Genomic DNA, 16899 nt, shown 5'->3' with positions numbered 1-16899 from the left:
GTTCAAAGGGTCTTCCATGGATGCAACCGCCGCACCGTCCACACTGTTTCGCCGCATTGAAGCCAGCTTTTTGCGCCAGGGCCTGATGCAGCACCTGGGCGCGCGCCTGCTGCGCGTGGAGCCCGGTCTGTGCGAGGTGGTCTTGCCCTATTCGGAGCGCGTGACGCAGCAGCAGGGCAGCTTTCACGGCGGCGCGATGGGCGCACTGGCCGATATCGCCGGGGGTTACGCCGCGCTGACCATGGCTGCGGAAGATTCCGAGGTCACCACGGTCGAATACAAAATCAACTTCATGGCCGGTTTCAGGGACGGCGAGCTGCGCGCCCTGGGCCGCGTCGTCAAGGCCGGCAAGCGCATCATCGTCACGACCGCTGAAGTCACGCACGTCGGCGCAGCGGGCAAGGAAAGCGCCTGCGCGCTGATGCAGCAGACGCTGGTGCCCGTGCCCAAGACCTACTAATCCAATCCCGTCATACGACTTCAGAAAGCCCACCATGACCAACATGCCCGGACTCAACTTCATGCTCGGTGAAGACATCGACGCACTGCGCGACGCAGTGCGCGAATTCGCACAGGCCGAGATCGCCCCGCGCGCCGCCGAGATCGACCGCAACGACCAGTTCCCGATGGACCTGTGGCAAAAAATGGGCTCGCTCGGCGTGCTCGGCATCACCGTGGGTGAGGAATACGGCGGCGCCAACATGGGCTACCTGGCCCACATGATCGCCATGGAAGAAATCAGCCGTGCCAGCGCCTCGGTGGGGCTGTCCTACGGCGCGCACAGCAACCTCTGCGTCAACCAGATCAAGCGCAACGGCACCGATGAGCAGCGCAAAAAATATTTGCCCAAGCTCATCACGGGTGAGCACGTGGGTGCGCTGGCCATGAGCGAACCCGGCGCCGGCAGCGACGTCATCAGCATGAAGCTCAAAGCCGAAGACAAGGGCGGCTACTACCTGCTCAACGGCAGCAAGATGTGGATCACCAACGGCCCCGACGCCGACACCCTGGTGGTCTATGCCAAGACCGAACCCGAACTCGGCGCGCGCGGCGTGACCGCCTTCCTGATTGAAAAAGGCATGAAGGGTTTTTCCGTTGCGCAAAAGCTCGACAAGCTCGGCATGCGCGGCAGCCATACCGGCGAGCTCGTCTTCAACAACGTCGAAGTCCCGGCCAGCCAGATTCTCGGCGGCCTCAACAGCGGCGCGAAAGTGCTGATGAGCGGGCTCGACTACGAACGCGCCGTGCTCACCGGCGGCCCGCTGGGCATCATGCAGTCCGTCATGGACAACGTCGTCCCCTACATCCACGACCGCAAGCAGTTCGGCCAGAGCATCGGCGAGTTCCAGCTCATCCAGGGCAAGGTCGCCGACATGTACACCGTGCTGCAGGCCGGCCGCTCATTTGCCTATACCGTCGCCAAAAACCTCGACATGCTGGGCACCGACCACGTGCGCCAGGTCCGCAAGGACTGCGCCTCCGTCATCCTCTGGTGCGCTGAAAAAGCCACCTGGATGGCCGGCGAAGGCGTGCAGATCTACGGCGGCAACGGTTACATCAACGAATACCCGCTGGGTCGCCTCTGGCGCGACGCCAAACTCTATGAAATCGGCGCCGGCACCAGCGAAATCCGCCGCATGCTGATCGGGCGCGAATTGTTCGCCGAGACCATGTAAGGCCAGTACCCATGCCAGTGACACATCAGACGGCGAGATGGCTCCTTGTGCTCGTGCTTGCCGCGCTTCTCGGTGCGTGCGAGAAAGATGAGCCCCCGCCCTACGCAGCAGTGCCGCAAGCCGACGCGACGTTCGAATGCGGCGTCCCCGAATCGCTGCGGGGAAAGGCCGTGAACGTCTTTCTTGATGCCTCAAGGGTGGGGGAGGTCTCCGAGGAAGCCGTGCTCGCCCTGAAGGGCCGCTTCGCGGCGTACGCTGTCGGTCTCACCCTGCGGGACGGCACAACCGTCAGCATCGACCTTGACGAGCCCATGGCTTTCACCGCCAAGGGCCAGACGCTTCATACAGGATGTGAGCAGTTCAAGTGGGCCAGCATGGGAAACCTCACGCTGTTTGAATACGCCCATGGCGCCGGAAATCCTTATCCCGCCCAGCAGTTGATGTATTCGCACGGCGCAACGCCTGACTTCAAGAACCTGCGCCCACTCCTTGCGGGAGGCAAGGGCGTATTCTATGAACGCGAAGGAGACCGCTGCCTGACCGGACTGGTCCAGGGTGACGGTGAGGTGGACAGGTGGTGCTACCAGAGCGGCAAGCTGCACCAGACCCGGAAGATGCTGACCGCGTCGCTCACTGACGGCAAATACCGTTTTGTCTGTGATTTTTCCGGAGAAGGCCCTTTGCTGGTCGATGCATCCATCGTGAAGTCCGGGCCGAACCCCACACCCTCGGCCCCGTTCAGCGACAAAGAGCTCGCCACCCTGACCGATAAATGCCTGGGCGAAAAAGCGCTGTTGAAGGCGAGGGCGATCGATGAAACATGACTTTCAGCCGCTTGCCGGACGGCATCCCCGCGGGCAGGCGAAAATACGCCCATGACCACTTCGCTCCAAGACCTCTTCGCCCATAACCGCGCCTGGGCCGCGCAGATGGAAGCCGAGCGCCCAGGCTTCTTCACCAGCCTTGTCAAGCAGCAGACGCCCAGGTATATGTGGATAGGCTGCTCTGACAGCCGCGTGCCCGCCAACCAGATCACCGGCCTTGAGCCCGGCGAGGTGTTCGTTCACCGCAACGTCGCCAACATCGTCGTGCACTCCGACCTCAACGCACTCTCGGCCATCCAGTTCGCCGTCGAGCGGCTCAAGGTCAAGGACATCATGGTGGTCGGGCACTACGGCTGCTCGGGCGTGCAGGCCGCGCTGGAAGGCGCGCGCATCGGCCTGGCCGACAACTGGCTTCGTCACATCCAGGATGTGCGCCACCGCCACCGCCAGCTCCTCGACAGCCTGCCCGAGGAAGTGCGTGCCAAAGCCCTGTGCGATATCAACGTCATCGAGCAGGTGGTCAATGTTTCCGTCAGCACCGTGATGGTTGATGCCTGGGCGCGCGGCCAGGAGGTCACCGTGCATGGCTGGGCCTTCGGTGTGCATGACGGCCTGCTGCAGGACCTGCAGATGAGCGTGTCGGCCCCCGACGAGCTCAACAAGTTCTACGGCAAGGCCATCGACCGTGTGTGGGACACCTGGAACGCCCGCGTCGGCGGCGGTGAACAGCAGCAGCTGGTCTGAACGGCGCAAAGCAAGCCATGTTCCCCCAGCGCCTGGACTCGAGCATTGCCTACGACATCGCCAAGGCGATGATGGACGGCTTCAACCGCCACTACCAACTGTTCCGAACCGAGTCCGCGCGCGCCAAGCACCGCTTTGAAACCGCAGACTGGCATGGCCAGCAGCGTGCCCAGCGCGAACGCATCGAGTTTTACGACTTGCGCGTGCGCGAAGCGTCCATGCGCCTGGAGCGCGAGTTCAAGGCCGGCGAGCAGCCCATGGACGTCTGGCAGCAGGTCAAACTCCATTACATCGGCCTGCTGGTCAACCACCACCAGCCCGAGCTGGCCGAAACGTTTTTCAATTCGGTCACCACCAAGATCCTGCACCGCAGCTACTTCCAGAACGACTTCATCTTCGTGCGGCCCGCCGTCAGCACCGAATACATCGAGAACGACGAGCTGGCTTCGCAGCCGACCTACCGCGCTTACTACCCCACGCGCGACAACATGCGCGAGGTGCTGCTGCAGCTGGTGCGCGACTTCGACCTGCGCCTGCCGTTTGACAACCTCGAGCGCGACGCGGGTTATGTGCTTGAAGCCATCAGCGGGCGGCTCACCGACGTCAAGCTGCGCGCCAACTTCCAGATCCAGGTGCTCACCAGCCTGTTTTTCCGCAACAAGGGCGCGTACGTCGTCGGCAAGATCATCAACGGCTTCAACGAAGTGCCGTTTGCGCTGCCGGTGCTGCACAACAAGGCCGGTAAATTGGTCATCGACGCCGCGCTGTTTGGTGAAGACGACCTGCTCATCCTGTTCAGCTTTGCTCGCGCCTACTTTATGGTCGACATGGGCATCCCATCGGCCTACGTGCAGTTTTTGCGCAGCATGATGCCGCACATGCCGCGCGCTGAAATCTACAACGCGCTGGGCCTGGCCAAGCAGGGCAAGACGCTTTTTTACCGCGACTTTCTGTACCACCTGCGGCATTCCACCGACAAGTTCCGCATCGCGCCCGGCATCAAGGGCATGGTCATGCTGGTGTTCGACTTGCCCTCGTTCCCCTACGTGTTCAAGGTCATCAAGGACTACTACCCGCCGCAAAAAGACACCACGCGCGAACAGATCAAGGGCAAGTACCTGCTGGTCAAGCAGCACGACCGTGTAGGCCGCATGGCCGACACACAGGAATACAGCGAAGTGGCCTTCCCGCGCGAGCGCTTTGATGATGAGCTGATCGCCGAGATCGAGAAATTCGCGCCCAGCCAGCTTGAAATCAGCGACCGCGACGGCGACGGTGCCACCGAAGTCATCATCAAGCACGTCTACATCGAGCGGCGCATGATCCCGCTCAATATCTATTTGCAGGAAGCCTTTGATGCCGGCGTGAAAGAGCCGGCAGCCCAGGACCAGATCGAGCGCGCCGTCGTCGAATACGGCAACGCCATCAAGGACCTGGTAGCCGCCAACATCTTCCCCGGCGACATGCTCTGGAAGAACTTCGGCATCACGCGCCACGGCAAGGTCGTGTTCTACGACTACGACGAGATCGAATACATCACCGACTGCAACTTCCGCAAGGTGCCAGCCGCGCGCAACGAGGAAGAAGAGATGAGCGGCGAGGTCTGGTATACCGTCGGCCCCAAGGACGTGTTCCCCGAGACTTTCGGCCCCTTCCTGCTCGGCAATGACGCGGTGCGCGAAGTCTTCATGAAGCACCATGGCGACCTGCTCGACGCCCATTTCTGGCAAAGCCACCAGGCACGCATCCAGGCCGGCCACGTGCACGACGTATTTCCTTATGAGCGCGAGAAACGCTTTGTCGCGCTGCACAGCCCCGGTGCTCCCCACGATGAAGTCCTCATGCAACTGCCGCCCGAGCCCGTGCTCACTGGCCTCAGCGGCCTGACGCCCTGAGGCGGCGGTGCACGGACAAGCGAATGGCGATGGATGCCTTTCAGACCCTGTGACCTGAAGGAGACGTTGATGATGTCCGGCCTCTTTTCCCCGCGCTTGTTGCCTCTGGCATGGCTCATGACTGTCGTTGCCGGCTCCCTGGTTGCACCCACCTACGCCCAGAGCCCGCCCGCGTCTGAGCAGATTTCCTACGCCATTGGCCAAATTGACGGCATGGCTGAGCAGTTGATGCGGCGCTCGGGGATTCCGGGTATGGCCGTGGCCGTGGTGGAGGGCGATCGCATCGTTTACGCCAAGGGTTTTGGTGTGCGTGCGGCCGGCTCCCCGGAGCCTGTCGATGCCGACACCGTTTTCCAGCTCGCTTCCATGTCCAAGCCGATTGGCGCCACGGTTGTCGCGCAGCAGGTCGGCGCCGAGAAGGTGAAGTGGGAAACACCCATGCGCAAGCACCTGCCCGGCTTTGCCCTGGGCAATGCCTACGTCAGCGAAAACATCACCATCGGCGACCTGTACGCGCACCGCTCCGGCTTGCCCGGCCATGCCGGCGACATGCTCGAAGAGCTCGGTTACCCGCAGCAGGACATCCTGCGCAGCTTCAGCCAGTTGCCGCTGACACCGTTTCGCGCTTCTTACGCCTATACCAACTACGGCATGACCGGCGCCGCGATGGCGGTCGCCGCGGCGGCCGGCACGGACTGGGCCAGCCTTTCGGAACAGGTGCTCTACAAGCCGCTGGGCATGGCATCAACCAGCTCGCGGTTTGCGGATTTCCTGGCCAGGTCGAACCGCGCGCCAGGCCATGTCAAGGAAAACGGCGTGTTTGTCATCGGTCCCGAGCGTGGCTACATCCCCGGCCGCCAGAACTGGTCCACGGGTTTCAACACCGACCGCCAGCAACCCTCCGGCGGCGTCAGTTCTTCGGCCAGGGATGTCGCGCGCTGGATGTCTTTTGTGCTGTCAGGGGGCATCGGCCCTGGCGGGCAACTGGTGCCGGCTGCTGCGTTGATGCCGGCCCTCACACCCAAGAACCTCACCCAGGAAGCCTCCGCGCCGGGCAAGCGTCCCGTGTTTTACGGCTATGGCTTCGCAATAAGCACCACCGAAGCCGGCCGCCCCGTGCTGAGCCACAACGGCGCATTTTCCTGGGGCGCGTCCACCAACTTCGCCGTCATGCCGTCGGCCAATCTGGGCATCGTGGTGCTCACCAATGCCTGGCCCACCGGTGTGGCCGAGGGGCTGGTGGCGCAGTTCTACGACCTGGTAGAGTTCCGCGCCGTGAAGAAGGATTGGTACGCCATTGCCGCCGCACAGATGGCCGAGGTCTTCACGCCGCAGGGCGAACTCGCGGGCAAGCCCCGCCCGGCGCAGCCCGCACCACCGTTGCAGGCCAACACGGGCACCTGGCGCAACGACTACCTCGGCCCGCTGCAGGTCGTGCGCACGGCGCAGGGTGCGCTTGAGCTGCGCATAGGTGCTGCGCCCCAGCTGGTCTTTCCCCTGCAGCATTGGGACGGCGACACCTATACCTTTGTGCCGCTCAACGACAGCGCGCCGCCGGGCTCGCTTTCCAAGGCCACGTTCAGCGGCAACCAGATCACCCTCGAGCACTACAACCAGCAAGGCCTGGGCACTTTCACACGCGTTGCGGCGCAGCCGTAAAGCCCGCCGCATTCTTTTAACTTTTTTTATCCCCCCCGTTTTTTTCAAGGAGAACCTCATGTCTGATTCCATCGTCATCCTCGGCGCAGCCCGCACCCCCATGGGCGGCTTCCAGGGCGACTTCGCCAGCCTGTCGGCCCATGATCTGGGCGGCTACGCCATCAAGGCCGCCATCGAGCGTTCCGGCATCGCGCCTGAAAAGGTCGACGAAGTGCTGTTCGGCAACTGTCTGATGGCCGGCCAGGGCCAGGCGCCTGCACGCCAGGCCGGTTTCAAGGGCGGGCTGCCTGCCAGCGTGGGTGCCGTCACGCTGTCCAAAATGTGCGGCTCCGGCATGGAAGCCACCATGCTCGCGCACGACCAGCTCATCGCAGGCAGCCGCGACGTGATGGTTTCCGGCGGCATGGAAAGCATGACCAACGCACCCCACCTGCTGCTCAAGGGCCGCAGCGGCATCCGCATCGGGCACGACCGCATTTATGACCACATGATGCTCGACGGCCTGGAAGACGCTTATGAACCCGGCCGCGCCATGGGCACCTTCGGCGAGCAGTGCGCCGACAAGTACAAGTTCACCCGCGAGGCGCAGGACGCTTTTGCCACCGCCAGCGTCAACCGCGCCAAGGCCGCCACCGAATCCGGTGCCTTCAAGGCCGAAATCACGCCCATCACCGTCAAGGGCCGCAGCGGTGAAACGGTGATCTCCATCGACGAAGGCCCGGGCAAGGTCAAGCTCGACAAGATACCCACGCTCAAACCGGCCTTCAAGAAAGACGGCACCATCACCGCCGCCTCCAGCTCGTCCATCAACGACGGCGCCGCCGCCCTGGTGCTGGCGCGCGAATCGACCGCCAAAGAACTGGGCGCCACGCCCATCGCGCGCATCCTCGGCCACGCCACGTTTGCGCAAGACCCTGAATGGTTCACCACCGCCCCTGTCGGCGCCGTCAACAAGCTGCTCAAGAAAATCGGCTGGAGCGCCAAAGACGTGGACCTGTGGGAAGTCAATGAAGCCTTCGCCGTGGTGCCCATGGCGGCCATGAAAGAGCTCGGCATCAGCCACGACATCGTCAACGTCAACGGTGGTGCCTGTGCGCTGGGCCATCCCATCGGCGCGTCCGGTGCCCGTATCCTGGTTACGCTGATCCACGCGCTCAAGGCCCGCGGCCTGAAGAAAGGCGTTGCCACCTTGTGCATCGGCGGCGGTGAAGGCACAGCCATGGCGATCGAGCTGGTATGACGCAAGAAGCACCACAAACGCTTTCACCCGCTGAGCTCGCCCAGCGCATTGATGCCTTCTGGCTGAAATTCCAGGAGGGCGAGGCGGAGCTTGTCCGCCAGCCGGTACGCGACCAGGTCGAGAACATCAATGAAGTTCTCGAGGAGTACCTGGAGGGGCTGGCGCTGGAAATGTCGGCTGACGACGGCGACCAGCAGGTCGAACTGATCGCCACCGCGCACGGCAGTACCGAAACCTTTCCGCTGCTGCTGGATTTCGTCAAGCGCGCGCCGCCGCTGAAGCACTACAGCCTCACCGCCTTTCGCGCCCGCACGGAGAGCCCCGACTTTCCCATGCGGATGGATAACTTTGAACTGGCAACCTCCGAGGTGCTGATCGGCCACGTCGCCGATGAAGGGCAGGTGGGCATCGAAGTCATGTTTGCGCGTGAACTGCCCAGCGACATGCAGGACCATGCGCGCAACATGACCTTCATCATGCTCGACCATGTGCTGGGCGAGTACGACTTCGCGGTCAAGGTGGGTTTTGTGGACTTCGTCGATGCGTTCTCGGACGAAGTGGCCGGCTCCACGACGCTCGACAAGTTCGGCGCTGTGCTCGACGCGTTCTGGACGAACGAACTGGGGCACACAGGCTTGTTCCCGAGCGGCGAACACCGGTGGTCTGTCATGACAGTCGTCTTTGGCAACGACGGGGACGGTGACGAAGAGGGCGACGAAGAAGATGACCAGGAGGGCGACAAGGCGATCGTGGCGGTCAACCAGAGCGCCAATGCGATTGCAGCGCGGCCTGACCTTGGTCACGCAATCGAGCTGCGCCTGCCCGTGGATGACCATGCGGCACTGGAGCGTGCCCGCGAAGTCCAGGAGCAGATTGCCACCCGCCTGGAGCTTCAGCATGCCGGCATCCTGTCCCACACCGTGGTCAGGAACGGCCGGCGCCTGGCCAACTATTACGTGGGCGACCTGCCTGCCGCACTCGGCGTGATTGACACCAGCTTGCGCGGCGCATCGTTCGCCGACGTTGAGCTGAGCAATGCGTTCGATCCGTCCTGGTCGAAGTATTTCAATTTTGCGGGCTAGGGCCTGCAAACACAGTGTTAACAGGCCCTAATCCATGAAAGTCCTCGTCATCGGCGCATCACGCGGCATAGGCCTTGAATTCGTCAGCCAATACCTTGCCGACGGTGCCAACGTCATAGCCACCGCGCGCAACGACGAAGGCCTGCAGCGCCTCAAGGCCCTGGGCGCCAAGGCCTTGCGGCTGGACGTGGCCCAGCCTGCCAGCATCAGCGGCCTGGCCTGGCTGCTGGACGGCGAGGAGATCGACATCGCCCTCTACGTGGCCGGCGTCTTTCCGCAGGGCGATGCACTCTCGCCGCCGACGCGTGAGGCGTTTGACCACACCCTGCACACCAATGTGCTGGGCGCCATGCAGGCCATTCCGCAGGTCGCGCCCATGGTCGAAGCCGCACGCGGAGGCAAGGGAGGCTGCTTTGCCTTCATCACCAGCGGCATGGGTTGCATTGGCGAGGTACCGTCCAGCAGCAGCTGGACCTACCGCGTCAGCAAGGCTGCGCTGAACATGGCCGTGGCGTCTGCCCAGCATGACTACCCGCGCGCCATCATGGTGGCCTTGTCGCCCGGCTGGGTTCAAACTGACATGGGCGGCCTGGACGCGCCGCTCACCACGGTTCAAAGTGTCTCGGGCATGCGCAAGACCCTGGCTGGGCTGACCGCCGCACACAAGGGCGCCTTTCTTGACTACGACGGCCGCCGCTTCAGCACATGGTGAGCCCTGCACTCTACTGAAAGATTTCGATGATTCTGACCCAAGACCAAACCATGATCCGCGACGCGGTGCGCGACTTTGCGCAGGCCGAGCTCTGGCCCCACGCCGCGCGATGGGACAAAGAGCACCACTTCCCGGTCGAGGCGCACAAGGGCCTGGCCGCGCTCGGCGCTTACGGCATCTGCGTGCCCGAAGAGTTCGGCGGCGCCAATCTGGACTACCTCACGCTCGCGCTGGTGCTCGAAGAAATCGCCGCCGGCGACGGCGGCACCAGCACGGCCATCAGTGTCACCAACTGCCCGGTCAATGCCATCCTCATGCGCTACGGCAATGCACAACAGAAAAAGCAGTGGCTGACAAAACTCGCGCAGGGCGAAATGCTCGGTGTCTTTTGCCTGACGGAGCCGCATGTGGGCAGCGATGCTTCCTCGCTGCGAACCACGGCAGTCAAAGACGGCGACGAATACGTGATCAACGGCGTCAAGCAGTTCATCACCAGCGGCAAGAACGGCCACGCCGCCATCGTGATTGCGGTCACCGACAAGGGCGCCGGCAAAAAAGGCATGAGCGCCTTCATCGTGCCCACCAGCGCGCCGGGCTATGTCGTCGCGCGGCTTGAAGACAAACTGGGCCAGCACTCCAGCGATACCGCGCAAATCAATTTTGACAACTGCCGCATCCCGGCCGAGAACCTGATCGGCAGCGAAGGCGAAGGCTACAAGATCGCGCTGGGAGCGCTCGAAGGCGGGCGTATCGGCATTGCCGCGCAAAGCGTGGGCATGGCGCGCAGCGCGTTCGAGTTTGCGCTCAGCTATGCCAAAGAACGCCAGAGCTTCGGCACCGCCATCTTCAACCACCAGGCAGTAGGCTTTCGCCTGGCCGACTGCGCGACGAAGATTGAGGCGGCCCGCCAGCTGATCTGGCACGCTGCCAGCCTGCGCGACGCCGGCCTGCCCTGCTTGAAGGAAGCCGCCATGGCCAAGCTTTTTGCCAGCGAAATGGCCGAAGAAGTCTGCAGCGCTGCCATCCAGACCTTGGGCGGCTACGGCTATGTGAGCGACTTTCCGGTAGAGCGTATTTATCGCGACGTGCGGGTATGCCAGATCTATGAAGGCACTTCCGACGTGCAAAAAATAATTATCCAAAGAGGACTTTGAGCACACCCCCGTTGAAGCTCACTGCGTGTAGCTTCCTCCCCCCTTGCAGGGGGCGGCGCCTGCGGCCCGGCAAAGCCGGTTCCGCGGCCCCCGCTGGGTTTGCGGGATTTCTCGCACTGCGCATGGAGTGCACGCCGTAAACTTGCTGATTCAGTTGCTATCCACAGCAGGAGACAGAGCATGCCCATCACCAAAGGATTCCGCGCACTGGTCGACGAGGCCATGGCGCAGGTCAAAACCTATTCCGTTGCAGAGGCCAGGTCAAAACTCGGCGACCCCAAGGTACAGATCGTCGACATCCGCGATGTGCGCGAGCTGGCAGCCGGCACTGTGGTGGACAGCTTTCACGCGCCGCGCGGCATGCTCGAGTTCTGGGTAGACCCCGAGTCGCCATACCACAAGCCCCTGTTTGCCGACGAAGGCAAGGAGTTCATCCTCTTTTGCGGGGCAGGCTGGCGAAGCGCGCTGGCCACCAAGACCCTGCAGGACATGGGCATGCGCAACGTCGCACACATCGACGGCGGTTATGCCGAATGGGTCAAACAGGGCGCGCCCACCGAAACGCTGGAAGAGCGCAAGGCGCGCGCCAACAACAACGCCTGCGGTTGATACCCGCGTGATGCCGACCCCGCAGCCGACCCAGCCATGTCCTTGCGGCCGCCCCGGCCCGGCGAAGAAACCGCTGCTGTTCGAAAATTGCTGCATCCGTTACCTTGACCACTTCGAGGCCTTGCCCGCGCCCGACGCCGAGTCCCTCATGCGTTCGCGCTACACCGCCTTTGTGGCCGGGCGTGCCGACTACCTGCTCGCTACCTGGCATACCAGCCATCGGCCGGCATCGATTGAATTCGATCCCGGTGTGAAATGGCTGGGCCTGGAAGTGCGCAGCCATCGCCAGATCGATGACATCCACGCCGAGGTCGAATTCGTCGCCCGCCAGAAAACCCCCGGCAGCCCGGCCGTGCGCCTGCACGAACGCAGCCGCTTTATTCTCGAGTTAGGTCGTTGGTACTACGTCGACGGCGACCACCTGTGATGAGCTATAAAAGGTGCTTTAAGCCCTTAATTGACGAGTTCTGGTTGCTCCTGTATTAATAGCATCTCGGGTGAAGAATGGATTTCATGAAAGAACAGCGCGCAACCCGTTCGGCTTCGTGGCGGCAGTGCAATCCGCTGCTCTGGACCGGTGTGTTGGGGCTGGTGTTTCTGCTCGGGCTGAATTCCCCGCCCGCCACTGCCGGCAGTCCGGCGTCCTACCCCGCCCCGCTGCAGGTGCTTGAAGGCTTGCCCGCAAGCGCCACCGTTGCGCAGGTTGCGGCCATGGATGCCGCGCTCTTCAAGCCCCTGGTGAGCGGCAAGCGTTATGCAGTGAGTGCGGCCTCGCCGCTTTGGCTGCGCATGACGCTGGCGCCGGGGGGCGTGGTGAATGGCGCCGATTGGCTGCTGGAATTTCCCACCGTGATCGTGGATCGGTATGAGTTCTTCCAGCGCGATGCGGGCGGTGCATGGCGCATGGCTGTGGCCGGCGATTTTGTGGCGCATGTGCGGTGGCCTGTCGATTCGCTGCGGCCGCGTTTTCCGTTGCCGCAGCCCGGCGCGGACGCGCAGGACATTTTTGTCCGCGTGGTACACCGCTTGCCCGTCAATCTGAGTCCCGTGCTGGTAGGTACGGCAGAGGCGTCCCGGCGAGATGTGGTGCAGATGTTGTGGGTGGGCCTGCAGCTGGGGGTGATCATCACGCTGGTTCTCTTCTGCGCCCAGATGGCGCTGGCCTATCGCGACCGCACCTATGCCTGGTATGCCGGCTACCTTGTGTTTACCGTCATGGCCACCCTCTGCTACACCGGCGCGGCCCAGCGTTACCTGTGGCCCCACGCCACAACCTTTGCCAGCCACGCGATTGTGTTGTCTGTGATGGGCGCCCTGGCCTTCAACCTCCAGTTCACCCGGTCCATCTTCGGCGGGCTGCAGGGGCGGAACTTTCACCGCATGGCGCGCGTGCTGGTTGCGCTGTGCCTCATGTACATGACGGCCAGCCCCTTCGTTGAGCAGTACGACCGCATGGTGCCGATGTTTCACGCCATCACACTCAGCGTTTTTGCCTTCACCATCACCTGCGCCTGGCGTGCCTGGCGGCGTGGTGTGGCCTTCGGCGGCTACTGGCTGCTGGTGTACCTGCCCTACCTTGTTTGCGTGGCCCTCGCCCTTGCCGAAAGCTCGGGGCTTATCAACGCGCCCTGGTTGCCCGGCGAAACTCCGGTCGCCGCTGCCCTGGTGGAGGTGGTGGTCATGATGCTGTGCATCAACGCCTGGAGCCGTCTGCGCCACGCCGATACAGTGCGCGAGCAGGCGGCCGAAGAGCACGATCCGCTCACCGGTTTCCTTAACAGGAAAACCTTTCGCGACCGCGCGGCCCGCATCTGGAACGCCGCGCCAGAGCTGAAGCGTGACCTGGCCATCATCTATGTTTCTGTGGAGCCGGCCGACCCGGACGGGCTGAACATCATTGAGGCCGAAGAACTGCTGGCCCGCAGCGTGCGGCTGGTACGCACCATCACGCGCGACTTCGACACCGTGGGGCGGCTTGGCCGCAACATGCTGGGCATTGTGATGGAGGGCGTGATGCCGGGTGAAGCGTTCAGGGCCCGCCTGTCCCGGCTGGTGGCCCTGGGGCTGATGCGTGATGCCGACGACCCCACCTCCATGGCGCTGCGGTTCACCGTGGCGGTGGGTAGCCGCCGTAGCGAGGTCGGAGACTTTGCGGCGCTCGACGCAGCGTTGCAGGGCCTGATGGTGGAGGATGACCAGGCCCAGCGCGCGATCCGTTTCCTGAGTCCGCCCGAAGCCGATGGCGACTCCATTCCCGTGCGCCGTTTCGGCTCCACCCCTGGCCAGTTGCAATGAACCGCCCGCCAGGAGCTCCGGCCCCGTTCGCACGGCAGGCCGTTGGTACCATGTGAGCGGTAGCCTTAACTGGGCGGGGAGCACCAATGTTCAATCAAACCGTGCGCGGCATGTATTGCCTGCGCTGCAGCAGCCGCAAGGTGGTTCGCGGCAATTTCGAAGCGGAGCGGTTCTATCCCTTGCGTGGCTTGCTGCGCTCGCTTGTCGGCAAGCCCGTGCTTTTGCAAAACCAGCATTCACATGCCTGCATGGACTGCGGCCTGGCCTGGAACGAAGTCGATGCCGCCGAGCTGCGCAAAAACCTGCGCGCTTACGGCCTGGCGCCACACAGCACCGGCGTGATGGAGGCCGTGAACGAAGCGGGTGTTGATGTCCGTTTATGAGCGCCTGGTAAAACTGCAAAGGTCTTGCTGGGCCTGCGTTCTGATTCCGGTGATTTTGCTGCTGGGCACATGGGTCGTCATCATCGAACCACGCTGGGTCGCCCACCGCGAGATCAGTGAAACCGTTCCGGACTGGAAAGGGCCGCCCGGCCTGAAAGTGGCCATTGCTTCCGACTGGCACTTCACCAAACGCCCGCTGTGGCGCATCATGACGGTAGAGCGTGCGCGTGACATCGTGGCGCAGATCAATGCCGCCCAACCAGACGTGGTGCTGTTGCCCGGCGACTTCATTGCCGACCGCGACTACAAGCCCGACACCGCCGCCACACCCGAGGACGAGATCGCCCAGGTGCTGGGCGGGCTGAAAGCCCGGCTGGGTGTCTATGCGGTCATGGGTAACCACGACTGGTGGCACGACGGCGAAAAATTCACCGCGGCATTCACCCGCGCGGGCATCACGGTGCTCGAGAACGACGCCGTGCCCTTACCCCTGCCCTTACCCGTGCCACCCGGAGCATCCGCAACGCCCGTCTGGGTGGTGGGCGTGGGCGACGACTACACCGGCCACTCCCAGCCGGCCAAGGCGATGAGCAAGGTGCCCAAGGGCGCGCACGCCCTGGTGTTCATGCACGAGCCGGCCAGCTTGATCGACTTGCCGCCCGCGCGCGGCCTCGTCGTAGCCGGCCACACGCACGGCGGCCAAGTCTACCTGCCCTTTGTCGGCGCGCTGGTCGTGCCCGGCGCCGGCCCGCGCGACTGGGCCTACGGCTGGGTCGGGCACGAAGACAATCGCATGTACATCACCAGCGGCCTGGGCGTCAGCATCTTGCCGGTGCGATTTAACATGAGGCCTGAGTGGGTGATGTTCACCCTCAACGCCGCCGGCGGCAAGCCCAAGGCGACCCCCTGAAAAAGAAAGCTGACAGATGAAGTTCGATGCCGTGTTATTTGACTGTGATGGCGTGCTGGTCGACAGCGAGCCGCTGACCAACGGCGTGCTCCGCGACATGCTGGAAGAGCTCGGCTGGAAGCTCGGCTCGGCCGAATGCATGGCCATGTTTGTCGGCAAGGCCGTCAAGGACGAAGCCGCCACCATCGAAGCCCATACCGGCAAGCCGCTGACCGAAGCGTGGATGCTGGAGTTTCGCGCCCGCCGCAACGAAGCCCTGGTCGAGTCTCTGCTGGCTGTGCATGGCGCGGTGGAGGCCGTCAGCCAGATCCACACGGCCTATCAGGGCCGCATCGCCTGCGCGTCCGGCGCCGACCGCTTCAAGGTCGAGCTGCAGCTGGAAAAGTGCGACCTGATGCCTTTCTTTGAGGGCAACATCTTCAGCGGGCACGAGCTGCCACGCTCCAAGCCCTTCCCCGATGTCTACCTGGCCGCCGCCGCCGCGCTGGGGGTAGACCCGAAGCGCTGCGCCGTGGTCGAAGACACTGTCACCGGCGTCACGGCCGGCGTGGCGGCCGGCTGCACGGTGTTTGGCTACAGCCCGCCCGAGCTGGGCCACGACGCGCCCGCAGCCCTGCGCGCCGCCGGTGCGGTGCATGTGTTCACCGCTATGGCCGACCTGCCGGCGTTGCTGAGCTGAAGCGACCGGGTGATGTCAGATCTTTGATGGGCTGATCTGCCAGTCAGGGCGGTTTGATGAGATCGTCAATGGCCTGCCGGTACTCGGCGATCATCGGTGTTTTCATGGCCTCGCTTCTCGTGATTCTGAGCGGATCTGGACTCGGCGGCGTGTTGACGTACCGGTACATCAAGGTCTGCTTTTCACCCAAGGTCATGACGTGCTTTTCTGTCGCCTTGACCTTGGCCAGATCAAAAATAGTTGTCGACAGCAGGTTGTGAAAAACGATGGATCTGGGGGCTTTCTCCCATGAGATGGGTTTGAATTCTCGACCATCCAATGTCGCAAGCCGATGTCCCATTGTGTTGTAACTGCTGCCCCAATTTTCTTTAGGCAGTGCTTGGTTCAAGCTGTCATCCAGTCCGGCCAGGACGAGATACCAGATTCCATCAAACCGGTTCAGGTAGATCGGCTGAAACTGAGTGATAACGGACACCTTGGGTTCACCCGCCGCCGGTTCAAAACTGAGTTCGGTACTCTGCAGGCGTGCATCCTTGAATTCGTGCAGCCGCCAGCCGGTGCGCTCATAGGTTCTGCGTGTTTCCACGACCTTCAGCTCACCATTGCCCAGCCGGATTTCTTCGCGCCATGCCAGGTCGAAGAATTGGGAGTAGAGCCCGTTCGTGGCAGTAAAAATCGCTGCTATGCCTAACGCAATAGTGACTCCTGTAAAAATGAATTGCGGCCCCGAAGGGGACCTCTGCTGTGGCTGAAAGCCGTAGTTAAGCCACTCCAGCACGTTCTTGAAGAACCACGCAAATACGAAAAATCCAGCCACCAGGCTGGGGATTCCCGTGAAGTAGGGTGAGACCACAAGAATCTCATCACCCCAGATGACAGTGGGTGCAAGATTGATGAGCAGGAAGCACGCGATGCCAATCCCTGCCGCGGTCAGGCCGCTCGACGCCACAAAAAGGACCTTGAAGAAATATCTGGATAACGAGTTCATAAGATGGGAAACCGCTTTTACTCATCGCCATGGATGCATTCCACATTGG

At 62.8% G+C, this 16899-nt stretch carries 17 protein-coding genes; 16 read left to right on the top strand and 1 reads right to left on the bottom strand.

Annotation, left to right across the window (positions count from 1 at the left end):
• Positions 1–16 precede the first annotated feature (16 nt).
• From AC1DY9_RS13795 to AC1DY9_RS13720, 16 genes are all read left to right on the top strand, one after another.
• On the top strand, positions 17–460 hold the full coding sequence (locus AC1DY9_RS13795; RefSeq protein ID WP_457282828.1) for a PaaI family thioesterase: 444 nt from the start codon (positions 17–19) through the stop codon (positions 458–460).
• Between the two features lie 34 nt (positions 461–494).
• Entirely contained in the window at positions 495–1676 is a 1182-nt protein-coding gene (locus AC1DY9_RS13790; protein WP_457282829.1) for an isovaleryl-CoA dehydrogenase, read from the top strand.
• A gap of 11 nt (positions 1677–1687) precedes the next feature.
• On the top strand, positions 1688–2500 hold the full coding sequence (locus AC1DY9_RS13785; protein WP_477666832.1) for a hypothetical protein: 813 nt from the start codon (positions 1688–1690) through the stop codon (positions 2498–2500).
• A gap of 51 nt (positions 2501–2551) precedes the next feature.
• Entirely contained in the window at positions 2552–3244 is a 693-nt protein-coding gene (gene can, locus AC1DY9_RS13780; protein WP_477666831.1) for a carbonate dehydratase, read from the top strand.
• A gap of 17 nt (positions 3245–3261) precedes the next feature.
• A complete protein-coding gene (gene aceK / locus AC1DY9_RS13775) occupies positions 3262–5139 on the top strand; it encodes a bifunctional isocitrate dehydrogenase kinase/phosphatase (RefSeq protein ID WP_457282832.1) in 1878 nt (625 codons plus the stop codon).
• A 69-nt stretch (positions 5140–5208) separates the two neighbouring features.
• On the top strand, positions 5209–6798 hold the full coding sequence (locus AC1DY9_RS13770) for a serine hydrolase (RefSeq protein WP_477666830.1): 1590 nt from the start codon (positions 5209–5211) through the stop codon (positions 6796–6798).
• Positions 6799–6856: 58 nt separating this feature from the next.
• On the top strand, positions 6857–8038 hold the full coding sequence (locus AC1DY9_RS13765; protein WP_477649773.1) for an acetyl-CoA C-acyltransferase: 1182 nt from the start codon (positions 6857–6859) through the stop codon (positions 8036–8038).
• Entirely contained in the window at positions 8035–9120 is a 1086-nt protein-coding gene (locus tag AC1DY9_RS13760) for a DUF695 domain-containing protein (RefSeq protein ID WP_477666829.1), read from the top strand. Before AC1DY9_RS13765 ends, AC1DY9_RS13760 begins: the two co-directional genes overlap by 4 nt.
• A 34-nt stretch (positions 9121–9154) precedes the next feature.
• Positions 9155–9832 (top strand): SDR family oxidoreductase, encoded by a 678-nt coding sequence (locus AC1DY9_RS13755; RefSeq protein ID WP_477666828.1) that lies wholly within the window; start codon positions 9155–9157, stop codon positions 9830–9832.
• 26 nt (positions 9833–9858) lie between these two features.
• Positions 9859–10986, top strand: a complete 1128-nt coding sequence (locus AC1DY9_RS13750; protein WP_477666827.1) for an acyl-CoA dehydrogenase family protein — start codon at positions 9859–9861, stop codon at positions 10984–10986.
• Positions 10987–11166: 180 nt separating this feature from the next.
• The gene (locus AC1DY9_RS13745) at positions 11167–11595 is read left to right on the top strand and encodes a rhodanese-like domain-containing protein (RefSeq protein WP_477666826.1); all 429 of its coding nucleotides are present in this window, start codon (positions 11167–11169) and stop codon (positions 11593–11595) included.
• Positions 11596–11605: 10 nt separating this feature from the next.
• Positions 11606–12022, top strand: a complete 417-nt coding sequence (locus tag AC1DY9_RS13740) for a YchJ family protein (RefSeq protein WP_477666825.1) — start codon at positions 11606–11608, stop codon at positions 12020–12022.
• Positions 12023–12108: 86 nt separating this feature from the next.
• Positions 12109–13890, top strand: a complete 1782-nt coding sequence (locus AC1DY9_RS13735; RefSeq protein ID WP_477666824.1) for a sensor domain-containing diguanylate cyclase — start codon at positions 12109–12111, stop codon at positions 13888–13890.
• Between the two features lie 86 nt (positions 13891–13976).
• Entirely contained in the window at positions 13977–14273 is a 297-nt protein-coding gene (locus AC1DY9_RS13730) for a hypothetical protein (RefSeq protein ID WP_477666823.1), read from the top strand.
• A gap of 49 nt (positions 14274–14322) precedes the next feature.
• The gene (locus AC1DY9_RS13725; protein WP_477666822.1) at positions 14323–15183 is read left to right on the top strand and encodes a metallophosphoesterase; all 861 of its coding nucleotides are present in this window, start codon (positions 14323–14325) and stop codon (positions 15181–15183) included.
• Between the two features lie 16 nt (positions 15184–15199).
• Complete coding sequence (locus AC1DY9_RS13720) at positions 15200–15862, top strand: HAD family hydrolase (protein ID WP_477666821.1); 663 nt, start codon at positions 15200–15202, stop codon at positions 15860–15862.
• Between the two features lie 43 nt (positions 15863–15905).
• On the opposite strand, the gene AC1DY9_RS13715 is transcribed toward AC1DY9_RS13720, so the two are convergent.
• A complete protein-coding gene (locus AC1DY9_RS13715; RefSeq protein WP_457282844.1) occupies positions 15906–16850 on the bottom strand; it encodes a hypothetical protein in 945 nt (314 codons plus the stop codon).
• Positions 16851–16899: the final 49 nt, after the last annotated feature.

The organism is Polaromonas sp. P1_F6, assembly GCF_056405695.1.
This window is presented reverse-complemented; position numbering and strand designations above follow the sequence as displayed.

Coding starts and splice junctions, on each gene's coding strand:
- AC1DY9_RS13795 (WP_457282828.1), top strand. CDS start 17: ATGGATGCAACCGCCGCACCGTCCACACTGTTTCGCCGCATTGAAGCC.
- AC1DY9_RS13790 (WP_457282829.1), top strand. CDS start 495: ATGACCAACATGCCCGGACTCAACTTCATGCTCGGTGAAGACATCGAC.
- AC1DY9_RS13785 (WP_477666832.1), top strand. CDS start 1,688: ATGCCAGTGACACATCAGACGGCGAGATGGCTCCTTGTGCTCGTGCTT.
- can (WP_477666831.1), top strand. CDS start 2,552: ATGACCACTTCGCTCCAAGACCTCTTCGCCCATAACCGCGCCTGGGCC.
- aceK (WP_457282832.1), top strand. CDS start 3,262: ATGTTCCCCCAGCGCCTGGACTCGAGCATTGCCTACGACATCGCCAAG.
- AC1DY9_RS13770 (WP_477666830.1), top strand. CDS start 5,209: ATGATGTCCGGCCTCTTTTCCCCGCGCTTGTTGCCTCTGGCATGGCTC.
- AC1DY9_RS13765 (WP_477649773.1), top strand. CDS start 6,857: ATGTCTGATTCCATCGTCATCCTCGGCGCAGCCCGCACCCCCATGGGC.
- AC1DY9_RS13760 (WP_477666829.1), top strand. CDS start 8,035: ATGACGCAAGAAGCACCACAAACGCTTTCACCCGCTGAGCTCGCCCAG.
- AC1DY9_RS13755 (WP_477666828.1), top strand. CDS start 9,155: ATGAAAGTCCTCGTCATCGGCGCATCACGCGGCATAGGCCTTGAATTC.
- AC1DY9_RS13750 (WP_477666827.1), top strand. CDS start 9,859: ATGATTCTGACCCAAGACCAAACCATGATCCGCGACGCGGTGCGCGAC.
- AC1DY9_RS13745 (WP_477666826.1), top strand. CDS start 11,167: ATGCCCATCACCAAAGGATTCCGCGCACTGGTCGACGAGGCCATGGCG.
- AC1DY9_RS13740 (WP_477666825.1), top strand. CDS start 11,606: ATGCCGACCCCGCAGCCGACCCAGCCATGTCCTTGCGGCCGCCCCGGC.
- AC1DY9_RS13735 (WP_477666824.1), top strand. CDS start 12,109: ATGAAAGAACAGCGCGCAACCCGTTCGGCTTCGTGGCGGCAGTGCAAT.
- AC1DY9_RS13730 (WP_477666823.1), top strand. CDS start 13,977: ATGTTCAATCAAACCGTGCGCGGCATGTATTGCCTGCGCTGCAGCAGC.
- AC1DY9_RS13720 (WP_477666821.1), top strand. CDS start 15,200: ATGAAGTTCGATGCCGTGTTATTTGACTGTGATGGCGTGCTGGTCGAC.
- AC1DY9_RS13715 (WP_457282844.1), bottom strand. CDS start 16,850: ATGAACTCGTTATCCAGATATTTCTTCAAGGTCCTTTTTGTGGCGTCG.